The organism is Pseudoxanthomonas sp. OG2 (assembly GCF_014192765.1).
Classification (GTDB): domain Bacteria; phylum Pseudomonadota; class Gammaproteobacteria; order Xanthomonadales; family Xanthomonadaceae; genus Pseudoxanthomonas_A; species Pseudoxanthomonas_A beigongshangi.
Genome location: NZ_JACHYM010000001.1, coordinates 2,800,224 through 2,814,381, shown reverse-complemented (window position 1 = coordinate 2,814,381; position 14,158 = coordinate 2,800,224). Strand labels below are relative to the sequence as shown.

14 protein-coding genes are annotated in these 14,158 nt (G+C 67.7%); 9 read left to right on the top strand and 5 right to left on the bottom strand.

The features are described from left to right. Window positions 1–32: 32 nt before the first annotated feature. The 9 genes from FHW78_RS12860 to FHW78_RS12820 are packed head-to-tail and all read left to right on the top strand — an operon-like array spanning window position 33 to window position 9,166. A complete protein-coding gene (locus FHW78_RS12860) occupies window positions 33–800 on the top strand; it encodes an SDR family oxidoreductase (RefSeq protein ID WP_183640906.1) in 768 nt (255 codons plus the stop codon). Between the two features lie 10 nt (window positions 801–810). Further along, a complete protein-coding gene (locus FHW78_RS12855; protein WP_183640903.1) occupies window positions 811–1,653 on the top strand; it encodes a fumarylacetoacetate hydrolase family protein in 843 nt (280 codons plus the stop codon). Between the two features lie 44 nt (window positions 1,654–1,697). Next, window positions 1,698–2,972 carry an L-fuconate dehydratase gene (locus tag FHW78_RS12850; protein ID WP_183641409.1) on the top strand — a complete coding sequence of 425 codons (1,275 nt, stop codon included), beginning with the start codon at window positions 1,698–1,700 and terminating at the stop codon, window positions 2,970–2,972. Further along, window positions 2,972–4,753, top strand: a complete 1,782-nt coding sequence (locus FHW78_RS12845) for an alpha-L-fucosidase (protein ID WP_183640901.1) — start codon at window positions 2,972–2,974, stop codon at window positions 4,751–4,753. Before FHW78_RS12850 ends, FHW78_RS12845 begins: the two co-directional genes overlap by 1 nt. Further along, on the top strand, window positions 4,750–5,595 hold the full coding sequence (locus FHW78_RS12840; RefSeq protein WP_183640899.1) for an amidohydrolase family protein: 846 nt from the start codon (window positions 4,750–4,752) through the stop codon (window positions 5,593–5,595). Before FHW78_RS12845 ends, FHW78_RS12840 begins: the two co-directional genes overlap by 4 nt. Window positions 5,596–5,605: 10 nt before the next feature. Next, window positions 5,606–6,382, top strand: a complete 777-nt coding sequence (locus FHW78_RS12835; protein WP_183640896.1) for an SDR family oxidoreductase — start codon at window positions 5,606–5,608, stop codon at window positions 6,380–6,382. A 10-nt stretch (window positions 6,383–6,392) separates the two neighbouring features. Continuing rightward, a complete protein-coding gene (locus FHW78_RS12830) occupies window positions 6,393–6,731 on the top strand; it encodes an L-rhamnose mutarotase (RefSeq protein WP_183640893.1) in 339 nt (112 codons plus the stop codon). 25 nt (window positions 6,732–6,756) lie between these two features. After that, window positions 6,757–7,995, top strand: a complete 1,239-nt coding sequence (gene fucP / locus FHW78_RS12825) for an L-fucose:H+ symporter permease (protein WP_183640891.1) — start codon at window positions 6,757–6,759, stop codon at window positions 7,993–7,995. 28 nt (window positions 7,996–8,023) lie between these two features. Next, complete coding sequence (locus tag FHW78_RS12820) at window positions 8,024–9,166, top strand: alpha-hydroxy acid oxidase (RefSeq protein ID WP_183640889.1); 1,143 nt, start codon at window positions 8,024–8,026, stop codon at window positions 9,164–9,166. A gap of 19 nt (window positions 9,167–9,185) precedes the next feature. Here FHW78_RS12820 and FHW78_RS12815 read toward each other — a convergent pair whose 3' ends face one another. The 5 genes from FHW78_RS12815 to FHW78_RS12795 all read right to left on the bottom strand — a co-directional run bounded on the left by FHW78_RS12815 (window position 9,186) and on the right by FHW78_RS12795 (window position 14,017). Next, entirely contained in the window at window positions 9,186–9,950 is a 765-nt protein-coding gene (locus FHW78_RS12815) for a FadR/GntR family transcriptional regulator (RefSeq protein WP_183640887.1), read from the bottom strand. 134 nt (window positions 9,951–10,084) lie between these two features. Continuing rightward, on the bottom strand, window positions 10,085–10,825 hold the full coding sequence (locus FHW78_RS12810) for an SDR family NAD(P)-dependent oxidoreductase (protein WP_183640885.1): 741 nt from the start codon (window positions 10,823–10,825) through the stop codon (window positions 10,085–10,087). A gap of 329 nt (window positions 10,826–11,154) precedes the next feature. After that, entirely contained in the window at window positions 11,155–11,262 is a 108-nt protein-coding gene (cydX, locus tag FHW78_RS12805; protein WP_141454247.1) for a cytochrome bd-I oxidase subunit CydX, read from the bottom strand. Window positions 11,263–11,274: 12 nt separating this feature from the next. After that, complete coding sequence (cydB, locus tag FHW78_RS12800; RefSeq protein WP_183640883.1) at window positions 11,275–12,429, bottom strand: cytochrome d ubiquinol oxidase subunit II; 1,155 nt, start codon at window positions 12,427–12,429, stop codon at window positions 11,275–11,277. Window positions 12,430–12,442: 13 nt separating this feature from the next. Next, window positions 12,443–14,017, bottom strand: a complete 1,575-nt coding sequence (locus FHW78_RS12795; protein ID WP_183640881.1) for a cytochrome ubiquinol oxidase subunit I — start codon at window positions 14,015–14,017, stop codon at window positions 12,443–12,445. Window positions 14,018–14,158 lie beyond the last annotated feature (141 nt).

Sequence of the window (14,158 nt, the reverse complement as noted above, 5' to 3'; positions counted from 1 at the left end):
TCCAACCACTAGGCCATTAACCCGGAGTCCCCATGCGCCTGCAAGGCAAACTCGCCCTGGTCACCGCGGCCGGCCAGGGTATCGGCCGCGCCACCGCGCTTGCCTTCATCCGCGAAGGCGCGCGGGTGATCGCCGCCGACATCGACCAGGAGGCCTTGCAGCGGCTGCGGGTCGAGGCCGGCGAGGCGCTCGTGCCGCTGCGCCTGGACGTGACCGACACCGCCGCGATCGCCGCCCTCGCGCAGCGCCACGCGGACGCCGGCAACGCGGTGGACGTGCTGTTCAACTGCGCCGGATTCGTCCATAGCGGCAGCATCCTGGAAGCCGGCGAGGAGGACTGGGACCTCGCCTGGCGCCTCAACGTCGGCTCGATGTACCACCTGATCCGCCGGTTGCTGCCAGGCATGCTGGCACGCGGCGGCGGCTCGATCATCAATGTCGCCTCGGTCGCCTCCAGCATCAAGGGCGTACCCAACCGCTTCATCTACGGCACCACCAAGGCCGCGGTGATCGGCCTGACCAAGGCGGTGGCCGCCGATTTCGTCGGCCGCGGCGTGCGCTGCAACGCGATCTGCCCGGGCACGGTCAGCTCGCCGTCGCTGGAAGCGCGCATCGCCGAGCAGGCGCGGCAACAGGGCAGTTCCGTCGAGGACGTGCAGGCCGCGTTCGTCGGCCGCCAACCGATGGGCCGGCTGGGCCGCCCCGAGGAAATCGCCGCGCTGGCGGTGTACCTGGCCAGCGACGAATCCGCATTCACCACCGGCACCACGCACGTGATCGACGGCGGCTGGATCAACTGAAGGAAACCTCATGAAACTGTTGCGCCATGGCGCACCGGGCGCGGAAAAGCCCGGACTCCTCGACGACGAAGGCCGCATCCGCGATCTCTCGGCGGTCATCGCCGACATCGCCGGCGAAGCGATCACCCCCGAAGGCCTGCAGCGCCTGCGCGCGCTGGACGTGTCCACGCTGCCGTTGGTGGATGGCGCGCCGCGCCTGGGCCCCTGCGTGGGCCAGGTCGGCAAGTTCGTCTGCATCGGCCTGAACTACTCCGACCACGCCGCCGAAACCGGCGCGCAGGTGCCGGCCGAACCGGTGATTTTCAACAAATGGACCAGCGCGATCTGCGGACCCGACGACGACGTGCAGATTCCGCGCGGTTCGCACAAGACCGATTGGGAAGTGGAACTGGGCGTGGTGATCGGCCGCGGCGGCCGCTACATCGCCGAAGCCGACGCGATGGAGCACGTCGCCGGCTACTGCGTGATCAACGACGTGTCCGAGCGCGAGTTCCAGCTGGAAGGCACCGGCACCTGGGACAAGGGCAAGGGCTGCGACACCTTCGGCCCGCTCGGTCCCTGGCTGGTGACCGCCGATGAGATTCCCGATCCGCACGCGCTCGATCTGTGGCTGGAAGTGGATGGCCATCGCTACCAGGACGGCAACACCCGCACGATGGTGTTCCAGGTGCCGTTCCTCATCAGCTACCTGAGCCGTTTCATGAGCCTGCAACCGGGCGACGTGATCTCCACCGGCACGCCGCCAGGCGTGGGCCTGGGCCAGAAACCGCCGGTGTACCTGCGGCCCGGCCAGGTCATGCGGCTGGGCATCGACGGCCTCGGCGAACAGCGGCAGAAGGTGGTGCAGGCATGAATGCGGTTGCCCTTCCGGCGCTGGCCGGCGTGCGCATCACCGGGATGCGGGTCGAGGATCTGCGTTTCCCCACCTCGCAGCACCTGGACGGTTCGGATGCGATGAATCCGGATCCGGACTATTCGGCCGCCTACGTGGTGCTGGAAACCACGCGCGACGGACTGGAAGGCCACGGCCTGACCTTCACCATCGGCCGCGGCAACGAGATCTGCTGCGCCGCGATCGAGGCGATGCGGCATCTGGTGGTCGGGTTGGAGCTGGACTGGATCGCGCAGGACATGGGCCGCTTCTGGCGCCACGTCACCTCCGACAGCCAGCTGCGCTGGATCGGCCCGGACAAGGGCGCCATGCACCTGGCCACCGGCGCGGTGGTCAACGCGGCCTGGGATCTGTGGGCCAAGGCCGAGGGCAAGCCGGTGTGGCGGCTGGTCGCCGACATGACCCCGGAACAATTGGTGCGCTGCGTCGATTTCCGCTACCTGAGCGACGCCATCACGCCGGAGGAAGCGCTGGCGCTGCTGCGCGATCGCGAAGCCGGCAAGGCCGGGCGCATCGCCACCCTCGAACGCGAGGGCTATCCCTGCTACACCACCTCGGCCGGCTGGCTGGGCTATCCGGACGACAAGCTCCGCCGGCTGTGCCAGGAAGCGGTGGACGCCGGCTTCCACCACGTCAAGCTCAAGGTCGGCCGGGATCTGCAGGACGACATCCGCCGGGTGACCATCGCCCGCGAGGTGCTGGGACCGGATCGCCGGCTGATGATCGACGCCAACCAGATCTGGGAAGTCGGCCAGGCCATCGACTGGGTGAAGCAGTTGGCCTTCGCCCAACCGTGGTTCATCGAGGAGCCCACCAGCCCCGACGATATCGCCGGGCATCGCGACATCCGCCAGGCCATCGCGCCGGTGCAGGTCGCCACCGGCGAGATGTGCCAGAACCGGATCATGTTCAAGCAGTTCATCGCCGGCGGCGCCATCGACGTGGTCCAGATCGACGCTTGCCGCGTGGGCGGGGTCAACGAGGTGCTGGCGATCCTGCTGATGGCGGCCAAGTACGGCCTGCCGGTGTGCCCGCACGCCGGAGGTGTGGGCCTGTGCGAATACGTGCAACATCTGGCGATGATCGACTACGTCTGCATCGCCGGCACCCGCGACGGCCGCGTGGTGGAATACGTCGACCATCTGCACGAACACTTCCAGGACCCCTGCGTGATCCGCGACGCCGCCTACCTGCCCCCGACCGCGCCCGGCTTCTCCATCACCATGAAGGACGCCAGCCGTCGCCAGTACCTGCATCCCGCGCCCGGCGGTGGCGCCTGATGCGGGCCACGGCGCGCCGCCGATCCGCCCTGCCGGCCGCGCTGCTGTCCGTCGCGCTGTCGCTGGCGGCGGGCTGCGACGAACAGCGGCCGACCAGCACGCCGCCCGCACACGACGGCACGCCCGCCGCGGCCACCACGCTTCCGGCCGCCGGTCCCGCCGCGCGCATCCGCCACTGGCAGGAGCAGGGCTACGGCATGTTCGTGCACTGGGGCCTGTATTCCGAACTTGGCGGCGTATGGAACGGCCAGCCGGTGACGCGCGGTTACTCGGAGCAGATCCAGAGCTTGGCCAACATTTCCCATGACGAATACGCGAAGGTCGCCGCACGCTTTTCCGCGCCGAAGTTCGACGCCGACGCGATCTGCAAACTGGCGCAGGACGCCGGCGCGCGCTACGTGGTGGTCACCAGCAAGCACCACGACGGCTTCGCGATGTTCGATACCGCGAGCACCGACTTCGACATCGTCGATCGCACGCCGTTCGGCAGGGACCCGATCAAGCTGATCGCCGAGGCCTGCCGCGCGCGCGGCATCGGCCTGGGCCTGTATTTCTCGCTGGTGGACTGGCACGCCGGCCACCCCTTCGACCCGGACAACGGCAATCCGATTCCGGCGTCGATGGAACCGCTGATCGAAAAGCAGATCACCGAGCTGATGACGAACTACGGGCCGATCACCGAGGTGTGGTTCGACATGTCCACGCCGACGCCGGAGCAGAGCCGCCGGTTCGCCGGCATCGTCCATCGCCTGCAACCGGCGGCGGTCATCAACGGCCGCATCTGGAACAACGCCGGCGACTTCGTCACCCTCGGCGACAACGAGGCGCCACCGCCGTCGATGCAGCCGCCGTTCGAAGTGCCGGCGTCCATCTACCACGCCACCTGGGGCTACCGGAGCTGGCAGCAGCGCGACGATCTGCCGGGCAAGGTGCGCGAGCTGGCCAACGGCCTGGTGCAGGCGCGTAGCGCCGGCGGCAACTACCTGCTCAACATCGGCCCGATGGGCGATGGCTCAATCGTGCCGTTCGAGGCCGACGTCCTGCGCGGCATCGGCCAGTGGCTGCATCGCCACGGCAATCTCGCGATGACCGCGCGGCCCAGCGGGCTGCCGCCGCAGGCCTGGGGCAGCACGCTGGTGGACGACAAGGCGCTCTATCTGTTCGTGCGCGACTGGCGCGGCGGCAAGCTCGTCGTCGAAGGCCTCGCCAATGATCCGCGCGGGATCCACATCGATGGCAATGACACCGCGCCGCCGCTGGCCTGGCGTCGCGACGGCGATGCGCTGGTGATCGATCTGCCCGCGGGGGTACCGGACGCTGTGCTTCCGGTGCTGCGTGTTGAATTGCAGGGCGCGCTCCGGATCATGCCGGCCGATGCGGCCGCGGTCCCCGCTTCCGGCATCGCGACGCTGCCCCGTTCGTCCTGGCATCCCGGCACCAGCTTCGCGTTCGGCAGCGGCTATCGCAGCCAGCGCTCGACCACGGTATCGCTGCGCGCCATGCTGCGGCCCGAACAGGCGCAAGCCGCCGCATGGCTGCGTTTCTCGGGCGTGCAGGCGGCATCGGCGCAGCGCTATCGCATCCGTGTCGGCGAACAGGCACGCGAGGTGGACGCGGCCACGTTGCGCGGGCAGGCCATCGGACCGTTCGCGATCCCTGCCGCTGACGCGGGCGCGACTCCGGTGACGATCGAACTGGCCGCACCCGCTTACCCCGCGCAGGATCTGGAACTGCGCTTCGACGCGATGTCGATTTCACCGCGGGCGGACGCCGCACCGTGATCGCCCGCGTCGACGCCCACCAGCATTTCTGGCGCTACGCGCCCCGGGACTATCCCTGGATGGGCGACGGCATGGACGTGCTGCGACGCGACCGGTTGCCGGAAGATCTGGCGCCCTTGCTGCAAGCCGCCGCGCTGGACGCGTGCATCGCGGTGCAGGCGCGCGCCGACGAGGCGGAGAACACGTTCCTGCTCGACCTCGCGCAGCAGCACGCCATCATCGCGGCGGTGGTCGGCTGGGTGGATCTGTTCGCCGCCCATGCGGAGGAGCGGCTGGCGCACTGGCGCGCGCACCCGCGCTTCGCCGGCGTCCGCCACCTGCTGCAGGACGACCCTGACGTGGCCGCGACCCTGGCCGACCCGCGCTTCGCGCGTGGCGTCGAGGCGGCGCAGCGGCAGGGCCTGGTCTACGAAATCCTGGTGCGTGGACCGGCGCAGCTGGCCGAGGTGCCGGCGTTCTGCGCGCGCCACGATCGCCATTGGCTGGTGCTGGATCACCTCGGCAAGCCCGCCATCGGCGGCGACGGCGAGGCCGACTGGCGGCGGCACCTGCATGCGCTGGCCGCGCAGCCGCACGTGCTGTGCAAGGCGTCGGGACTGGTGACCGAAGTGGTCGGCGCCGGGTTGGATCGCGATGCGATCCTCCGGCACCTGGATGCCGCGCTGGAAGCGTTCGGCGCGGATCGATTGATGTTCGGCTCGGACTGGCCGGTCTGCCTGCTGCGCGCCGACTACGCCGCGGTCGCGGCGCTGGTGCGAGACTGGGCGGGCCGGTTGTCGGAAACCGAACAGGCGCTGCTGTGGGGCGGGACCGCCCTGCGCTGCTATGACGTACACGGCTGAGGGGGTCGTGATGGATCTGGAACTGCGGGACAAGGTGGTGATCGTGACCGGCGGCGGCGCCGGCATCGGTGGCGCGATTTCACGCGCGTTGGCGCGCGAGGGCGCGATTCCGGTGATCTTCGGGCGCAGTCCGCTGGACGCCGCATTCGAGGATGAATTGCGGCAGGCGCAACCACGCTTCCGTTTCCACCAACTCGATCTGGCCGACGCGGACGCCTGCGAGCGCGCGGTGGCCGCGACGCTGGCCGAAAACGGCGCATTGCACGGCCTGGTCAACAACGCCGGCGTCAACGACGGCGTCGGGCTGGAAGCCGGTCGCGATGCGTTCGTGCAGTCGCTGGAGCGCAATCTCATCCACTACTACGTGATGGCGCACCTGTGCGTCGACGCGCTGAAGGCCAGCCGCGGCGCCATCGTCAACGTCTCCTCCAAGACCGCGATTACCGGCCAGGGCGGCACCAGCGGTTATTGCGCCTCCAAGGGCGCGCAGCTGTCGCTGACCCGCGAATGGGCCGCCTCGCTGGCCGCCGACGGCGTGCGGGTGAACGCGGTGGTGCCGGCGGAAGTGATGACCCCGCTCTACCAGAGCTGGCTGTCCGGCTTCGACGACCCGGATGCCAAGCTGGCCGATATCACCCGCCGCATCCCGCTGGAACGGCGCATGACCCGCGCCGACGAGATCGCCGACACCGCGGTGTTCCTGCTGTCCGCGCGCGCCTCCCACGTCACCGGCCAATGGCTGTTCGTGGATGGCGGCTACACCCATCTGGATCGCGCCCTGACCTGAGGAAATCCCGATGCGCCATTGCCTGGCCCTCGATCTGCACGACGATCCGGATCTGATCGCCGCCTACGAGCACTACCACCGGCAGGTCTGGCCGGAAGTGCTGGCCCACCTGCGCACGCAGGGCGTGCGCGAGCTGGAGATCTTCCGGCTGGGCACGCGCATGGTGATGGTGATGGACACCGACGACGCGGTGTTCGACGCCGCGCGCATGGCCGACGCCGAGCGCGACGATCCGCGCCTGCGCGCCTGGGAAGACCTGATGTGGTCGTTCCAGAAGGCCACGCCGTGGACGCCGGAAGGCACCAAGTGGACCCCGATGCAACCGATTTTCCGCCTGACCGACGCCTGACCCTCTTTCCGCAGGAGCTTCCACCATGCCCGCAATGCCCGGTACCGCCTCCCCGACCCTGCAGGACAGCGGCGCGCAACGCTACCGGCTGGCGTTCATCCTGGTGACCTGCCTGTTCTTCCTGTGGGGCTTCTCCTACGGGCTGCTGGACGTGCTCAACAAGCATTTCCAGGAAACGCTGGACATCACCCGTGCACGCTCGGCGCTGCTGCAGGCCGCCTACTTCGGTGCCTACTTCCTGATGGCGCTGCCGGCCGCCGCGCTGATGGAGCGGCATGGCTACAAGACCGGCATCCTGCTCGGCTTGGGCCTGTTCGCCTGCGGTGCGCTGCTGTTCATTCCCGCCACCCGCGCCGGCGTGTTCGAGTACTTCCTGTTCGCCCTGTTCGTGATCGCCTGCGGGCTGGCCTGCCTGGAAACCGCGGCCAATCCCTACGTCACGGTGCTGGGTCCAGCCGGTGATTCGGAACGGCGGATAAACCTGTCGCAGTCATTCAATGGACTGGGTACGTTTATCGCCCCGTTCATCGCCGGCGAGTTGTTCTTCGGCGACTCGGAGTCGGGGATTTCCGGCAGTCATGGCGTTCAGCTTATTTACGTCGCCACCGCGCTGGTGGTCATCGCCATCGCAGTGCTGATCTGGCGAACGCGGATGCCGGAAATTTCCAACGATGTCTCGGCCGCCACGAATCCAGCGCCCGCTGTGCCGCTGTTCTCCCAACGTCATTTCGTGTTCGCGGTGGTGGCCCAGTTCTTCTATGTCGCCGCGCAGGTCGGCGCGGGCGCGTTCTTCATCAACTACGCGGTGGATCACATCCCTGGTCTGTCCTCCAAGCACGCCTCTCACCTGCTGTCGGTTGCGCTGGGCTGTTTCGTGGCAGGTCGCTTCCTCACCACCCTGCTGATGCGCATGATCTCGCCCGCACGTGTGCTCAGCGTGTACGCGGTGATCAACATCCTGCTGTGCGGCGTCGTCATCGCCGGCATGGGCAAGGTCTCGGTCGCCGCCCTCATCGCCGTGTTCTTCTTCATGTCGATGATGTTCCCGACCATCTTCGCGCTGGGCATCAAGGGCCTGGGCGCGCAGACCAAGCGCGGCGCCAGCTTCATCATCATGGCCATCGTCGGCGGCGCCATCGTGCCGTGGTTCATGGGCCGGCTGGCGGATGTCGCCGGCATCGAGACCGCGTTCTGGATTCCCGCCTTCTGCTTCCTGGTGGTCGCGCTGTACGGTGTTTACGCGCGCCGCCACCCGCAGTCCTGACCGTACTTCGACCCGAACCGTTTCCATCATGACCCCGATCACCTGCAACGAGGATCTCCGCCAGCTGGCGATGCGCCGCGCGCCGCGCGCGATCTTCGACTACGTCGACCGCGGCTCGTATGACGAGCACACCCTCAACGGCAATCGTCGCGCGCTGGACGCGCTGATGCTGCGCCAGCGGGTGATGATCGATGTGGACCAGCGATCGCTGGCCACCACCATGGCCGGTGAAGCGGTGAGCATGCCGGTGGGATTGGCGCCGACCGGACTGACCGGCATCCTCCACGCGGACGGCGAAATCCTCGCCGCGCGCGCGGCCCAGGCCGCCGGCGTGCCGTTCACCCTCAGCACGGTGTCGATCTGCTCCATCGAGGCGGTGCGCGCGGCGGTGGAAAAGCCGTTCTGGTTCCAGCTCTACGTGATGCGCGATCGCGATTTCGCCGCATCCCTGATCCAGCGCGCAAAGACCGCGCAATGCTCCGCGCTGGTGCTCACGGCCGATTTGCAAATCCAGGGCCAGCGCCATCGCGACATCAAGAATGGCCTGACCGTGCCGCCCAGACTGACCGTGGGCAACGCGCTGGATCTGCTGCGCCGACCGCGCTGGGCGTGGGGCATGCTGCGCACGCCGCACCGCAATTTCGGCAACCTGGCCGGTTTCATTCCCGGCGGCGGCAAGGGCATGACCACGCTGTCGCAGTGGATCGGCAGTCAGTTCGATCCCACCCTCAGCTGGCAGGACGTGGCCTGGGTGCGTTCGCTGTGGCCGGGCAAGCTGATTGTGAAGGGCATCCTGGACGCGGACGACGCGCGTGCGGCGGTCGATGCCGGTGCGGATGTGATCGTGGTGTCCAACCATGGTGGCCGCCAGCTCGATTCCGCGCCGCCGGCGATCCTCGCCTTGCCGCAGGTGGTGGCGGCGGTCGGCGACCGCTGCGAGATCTGGTTCGACAGCGGCGTGCGCAGCGGCCAGGACGTGCTCAAGGCGCTGGCGCTGGGTGCGCGCGCCACGCTGATCGGCAAGGCCTTCCTGTACGGCTTGGGTGCGATGGGCGAACGCGGCGTCACCACCGCGCTGGACCTGATCCGCCGCGAGCTGGACGTGAGCATGGCGCTGACCGGCACCCGCGACGTGCGCGAGATCGGTCCGCAGGTGTTGTGGCGGCCCTAGGGTCGACGGCTGCCCGGCGTCAGCGCTCGCCGCCGGAGAAGATCCGGATCACCGAATCCAGGTGCCGTTCCATCGCCGCGCGTGCGGCCTCCGGATCGCGGTCGCGGATCGCATCGACGATGGCCTCGTGCTCCAGCTCCGAGCGGCGCGGCATGTCTTCCACCGTGTACAGCGCCTGCACGCGCTGGAACATCGCTCCGTACTGGTGGCCCAGCAGGTGCCGGATCAGCAGCGAATAGGCGGGGTTGCCGCTGGCGTCGGCGATGCGGATATGCAGCAGCCGGTCGCCGGGATGGGTGGTCGAGGCGTGCTGGTTGTCGGCGATGTTGCGCTGCAGGGCTTCCTCGATGCCGGCGATCTGGTCGTCGGTGGCGTTCTCGGCCGCTAGCGCGGCGGTTTCCGGTTCCACCAGCCGGCGGGCGCTCAGCAATGAGAACGGCGGAATCTCGGCATCGAAATCGGCCACCACGCCCAGTTCCGGATCCAGCGTCCACGGATTGAGCTGGCGGGCGCGATCCAGCGCATGTTCGGCCGGCGGCGCCTCGTCGGCGTCCGGCCCCACCACGCTGACCCCGTCGCCCACCCGGACCCGCACCAGGCCCAGCACCTCCAGCGCGATCAGCGCCTCGCGCAGCGAGGTGCGGCTGACCCCGAACTGCTGTGATAGCTCGCGCTCCGGCGGCAGGTAGCTGCCCGGCGGAAATTCGCCACGGTTGATCATGCCGCGCAGCTGGTCGGCGATCTGCTGGTAAAGACGGCGGTTCTGGATGCTCTTGACTGGCATGTCCGGGGCTCCGCATCCGGCGGGCTTGCTGGGAACATGCGGCGATTATAGGCCAATCCCCGTACCGTCCCGGACGGTCGGGGCCGGCGTGTACCGAAGCGGCGGGGCGCACCGCGCCCCGCGCTCCCGATTCGTCACTGCGCCGTGTAGCCGCCGTCTACCAGCAACGAGGCGCCATTGACGAAGGAAGCATCGTCACTGGCGAGGAACAGCACCGCACGAGCGACTTCCTCCGCCCGGCCCAGCCGGCCCATCGGATGCAGCTTCTCCAGCGCGTACCTGCCCTCGGCCGGGACGTCCTTCAGCAGCGGCGTGTCGATGTAACCCGGGCAGACCGCATTGACGCGGATGCCGCGCGCGCCGTAGTCGATGGCCAGGGTCTGGGTCAGCAGCTTCACGCCGCCCTTGGCCGCCGCGTAGGCGGTGACGCCCTGCTTGCCGACGTGGCTGTGGATGGAACCGCAATTGACTATGACGCCGCCACCCTGCTTGAGCATCTGCTCGATGACGTACTTGTCGCACAGATAGACACCGGTGAGGTTGATGCCGATGGTGCGGTCCCAGGCCGCTTCGGACAGCTGGTCGATCGGACCGTCGGCGGCGATGCCGGCGTTGGCGAACAGCACGTCGATGCGACCGAACGCGGCGACGGTTTCCGCCACCATCCGCTGCACCGCCGCGCTGTCGGTGACGTCGGTCTTCACGAACAGGGATTTCGCGCCCTGCTTCGACAGTGCGTCGGCGACCGCCTGCCCGTGATCCGAGAAATCCGCGATCACCACATGCGCGCCGCGCTCTGCGAACAGCTTCGCGCTGGCCTCGCCGATGCCGCTGGCACCACCGGTGACGATGACGACCTTGTTGTTGAAATCCATGTTGACGCTCCTGGCCGTGGGGGCCGATGTGAACTTTCAACAGGTTAGTCCCTGCTGCCTTTACCCATGCCGAGTCCAGCGCCAATGACAGTCGAATCACATTGTCCCAGTCGTCGCACCGCCGTCATTCCAGCGAAACCTGGAATCCATTTTCGCCGGGTTTCTCGACGTCCAGGACCACTCACCATCACGGCAAATGGATCACGGCATTCGCCGGGACAATGATGGAATGGCGATGCAGGCAGGGACATGCCGGGGATTCGCCACGCGACACGCTGGCGGCATTGGCTTGCGGAGATGGCGTGCACGGGCACGCCGCCGCTCTCCACTCAATCGCTCTTGCGCTTGTCCGTATCCCGCATCTCGTACCACATGCCATTGAGGATGGCGAAGCTGGCCGCGAGTCCGGCGCCGAGTATCCAGCTGAAATACCACATGCGTGCTTCTCCTCAGTAAGCGTTCGGATTCTGGTCGTGATCCAGGCTGTCCTCGCCGACCTTGCCGCGCATCACCCGGTATACCCAGGCCGTGTAGGCCAGGATGATCGGCAGGAAGAACGCGGTCACCAGCAGCATGATGAACAGCGTCAGGTGGCTGGAGGACGCATCCCACACCATCAGGCTGGCGCCGGGATTTAGCGAGGACGGCAGCAGGAAAGGAAAGGTGGTCAGGCCGAAGGTCAGCAGGATGCCGGCAATCGCCAGCGCCGAGGACAGGAACGCCAGTCCGCCCTTGCCCGCGCGCAGGCAGAGCGCGCTCAGCAGCGCACCCAGCACACCCAGCACCGGGAACAGCCAGATCACCGGCCAGCGCGCGTAGTTGCCCATCCACGCGCCCGGCTGCGCGATCACCACCTTGGCCAGCGGATTGGACGGACCGGCCGGATCCATGGCGACCTGCAACACGTAACCATTCAATCCCTTGGCCAGCCAGACACCGCCGATGACGAACAGCACCGCGGTGGCGATCGCGGCCACGCTGCCGTAGCGGCGCGCGCGCCGGGCGATCGCGCCGTCGGTCTTCATCGCCAGCCGGCCGGCGCCATGGGCGACCAGCATGCACACGCTGACCAGGCCGCACAGCAGCGCGAAGGGCGTGAGCAACCCGAACAGGCCGCCCTCGTAGTGGGGACGCAGGATGTCGTCGAAGGTGAACGGCGCGCCGAGCAGCACGTTGCCCATCGCCACGCCGAATACCAGTGCCGGCACCAGCCCGCTGACGAACAACGCCCAGTCCCATACCGCGCGCCAGCGAGGGTCCGGCACCTTGCTGCGGAACTTGAAACCGACCGGGCGCAGGATCAGCGCGACCAGGATCAGGAACATGGCGATGTAGAAGCCGGAGAAGCTGACCGCGTACAGCGGCGGCCAGGCGGCGAAGATCGCGGCGCCGCCGACGATCAGCCAGACCTGGTTGCCCTCCCACACCGGGCCGATCACGTTCAGCGTGATCCGGCGTTCCTCGTCGGTGCGGGCCACTGCCGGCAGCAGCGTCGCCACGCCCAGATCGAAGCCGTCCATCACCGCGAAGCCGATCAGCAGGATGCCCAGCAGCGCCCACCAGATCAGGCGCAGGGTCGGATAGTCGAGCGGAATGGTGTCCATGGACGCGCTCCTCTCAGATCGCCGTGGCCGGCGGGGTGGCGGATGCGGTCGCGCCGTGCGGTTCCGGTGAGAGCTCTTCCGGGCCCTTCAGGATCAGCTTGCGCATCAGCCATATTTCGACCACCGCCAGCACCGTATAAATCGTGACGAAGCCGCTCAGGGTGATCAGGATCTGGTGCAGCTTCAGGCCCGAGGCGGCGAAGAAGGTCGGCAGCACGCCATCGATCACCCACGGCTGGCGGCCGTACTCGGCGATCAGCCAGCCGGCCTCGATCGCGATCCATGGCAACGGCAGGCTGTAGAAGGCCAGCCGCAGGAACCAGCGCCGCTTGTCCAGCTGGTGTTTGCTGGCAAGCCAGAACGCGAAGGCGAAGAAGGCGATGAAGTAGAAGCCCAGTCCGACCATCAGGCGGAAGCTCCAGAACAGCGGCGCCACGTGCGGCACGGTGTCGAACGCGGCCTTGACGATCTCCTCGTCGGTCGCGTTGGCGATGTCCTCGCGGTACTTCTTCAGCAGCAGGGCGTGGCCGATGTCGCGCCAGTGGGTTTCGAACATGTAGCGCGCGTGGGAATCACCGCGGTTGGCGCGCAGTTTCTGCAGGTTCTCGTAGGCGACGATGCCGTTGCGGATGCGCCCCTCGGCGCGCTCGACCAGTTCCAGGATGCCCGGCATCTCCTTGTTGAGCGAACGGGTGCCGATGATCCCCATCACGTAGGGGATATGCACCGCGTAGTGGTTGGTGCGGGTTTCCTGGTCGGGAATGGCGAAGGCGTTGAAGCCCGCCGGTGCCGGCTCGGTTTCCCACATCGCCTCGATCGCGGCCAGCTTCATCTTCTGGTTCTCGCCGACCGCGTAGCCACTCTCGTCGCCCAGCACCACCACCGACAACGCCGCGGCCAGGCCGAAGCTGGCCGCCACCGCCATCGAACGCTTGGCGAAGTCGGCGTTGCGGCCGCGCAGCAGGTAGAACGCGCTGATCGACATGACGAACATCGCCCCGGTCACGTAGCCGGCGCTGACCGTGTGGACGAACTTGGCCTGCGCGACCGGGTTGAAGATCACCGCCATGAAGTCGGTGATCTCCATGCGCATGGTCTCGGGGTTGAACACCGCCCCGACCGGGTTCTGCATCCAGCCGTTGGCGACCAGGATCCACAGCGCCGAGAAGTTGGTCGCCAGCGCGACCAGCCAGGTGACCGCCAGGTGCTGGACCCGGCTGAGCCGGTTCCAGCCGAAGAAGAACAGGCCGATGAAGGTCGCTTCCAGGAAGAAGGCCATCAGGCCCTCGATTGCCAGCGGAGCGCCGAAGATGTCGCCGACGTAGTGGCTGTAATAAGACCAATTGGTCCCGAACTGGAACTCCATTACAATACCAGTGGCGACGCCCATGGCAAAGTTCACCCCGAACAGGGTGCCCCAGAACAGGGTCATCCGCCGCCACACGTCCCGTCCGGTCATGACGTAGACGCTCTCCATGATGGCCACCATGAAGGACAGGCCCAGGGTCAGTGGCACGAACAGGAAGTGGTACATCGCCGTGAGGGCGAATTGCAGGCGGGACAGCTCGACAACGGTCATGTCCGGCATGAGGGAGGCTCGGCAGCGGTGTCGAGGGGGATTCTAGACCCCTGCCGGGCAAGGGCGGGGGTGACAATCTGTCGCACCCTGGACCTCGTCCCGGGTTGCCAACATGCCGCCCGTGGTTCGCTGACCACTCCCTGTCCGTAT

What these genes read in the sequence shown, in the direction of transcription:
- FHW78_RS12860 (WP_183640906.1), top strand. Translation starts at nt 33, where the DNA reads ATGCGCCTGCAAGGCAAACTCGCCCTGGTCACCGCGGCCGGCCAGGGT.
- FHW78_RS12845 (WP_183640901.1), top strand. Translation starts at nt 2,972, where the DNA reads ATGCGGGCCACGGCGCGCCGCCGATCCGCCCTGCCGGCCGCGCTGCTG.
- fucP (WP_183640891.1), top strand. Translation starts at nt 6,757, where the DNA reads ATGCCCGCAATGCCCGGTACCGCCTCCCCGACCCTGCAGGACAGCGGC.
- FHW78_RS12795 (WP_183640881.1), bottom strand. Translation starts at nt 14,017, where the DNA reads ATGCCGGACATGACCGTTGTCGAGCTGTCCCGCCTGCAATTCGCCCTC.
- cydX (WP_141454247.1), bottom strand. Translation starts at nt 11,262, where the DNA reads ATGTGGTATTTCAGCTGGATACTCGGCGCCGGACTCGCGGCCAGCTTC.
- FHW78_RS12815 (WP_183640887.1), bottom strand. Translation starts at nt 9,950, where the DNA reads ATGCCAGTCAAGAGCATCCAGAACCGCCGTCTTTACCAGCAGATCGCC.
- FHW78_RS12835 (WP_183640896.1), top strand. Translation starts at nt 5,606, where the DNA reads ATGGATCTGGAACTGCGGGACAAGGTGGTGATCGTGACCGGCGGCGGC.
- FHW78_RS12820 (WP_183640889.1), top strand. Translation starts at nt 8,024, where the DNA reads ATGACCCCGATCACCTGCAACGAGGATCTCCGCCAGCTGGCGATGCGC.
- FHW78_RS12830 (WP_183640893.1), top strand. Translation starts at nt 6,393, where the DNA reads ATGCGCCATTGCCTGGCCCTCGATCTGCACGACGATCCGGATCTGATC.
- FHW78_RS12850 (WP_183641409.1), top strand. Translation starts at nt 1,698, where the DNA reads ATGCGGGTCGAGGATCTGCGTTTCCCCACCTCGCAGCACCTGGACGGT.
- cydB (WP_183640883.1), bottom strand. Translation starts at nt 12,429, where the DNA reads ATGGACACCATTCCGCTCGACTATCCGACCCTGCGCCTGATCTGGTGG.
- FHW78_RS12810 (WP_183640885.1), bottom strand. Translation starts at nt 10,825, where the DNA reads ATGGATTTCAACAACAAGGTCGTCATCGTCACCGGTGGTGCCAGCGGC.
- FHW78_RS12855 (WP_183640903.1), top strand. Translation starts at nt 811, where the DNA reads ATGAAACTGTTGCGCCATGGCGCACCGGGCGCGGAAAAGCCCGGACTC.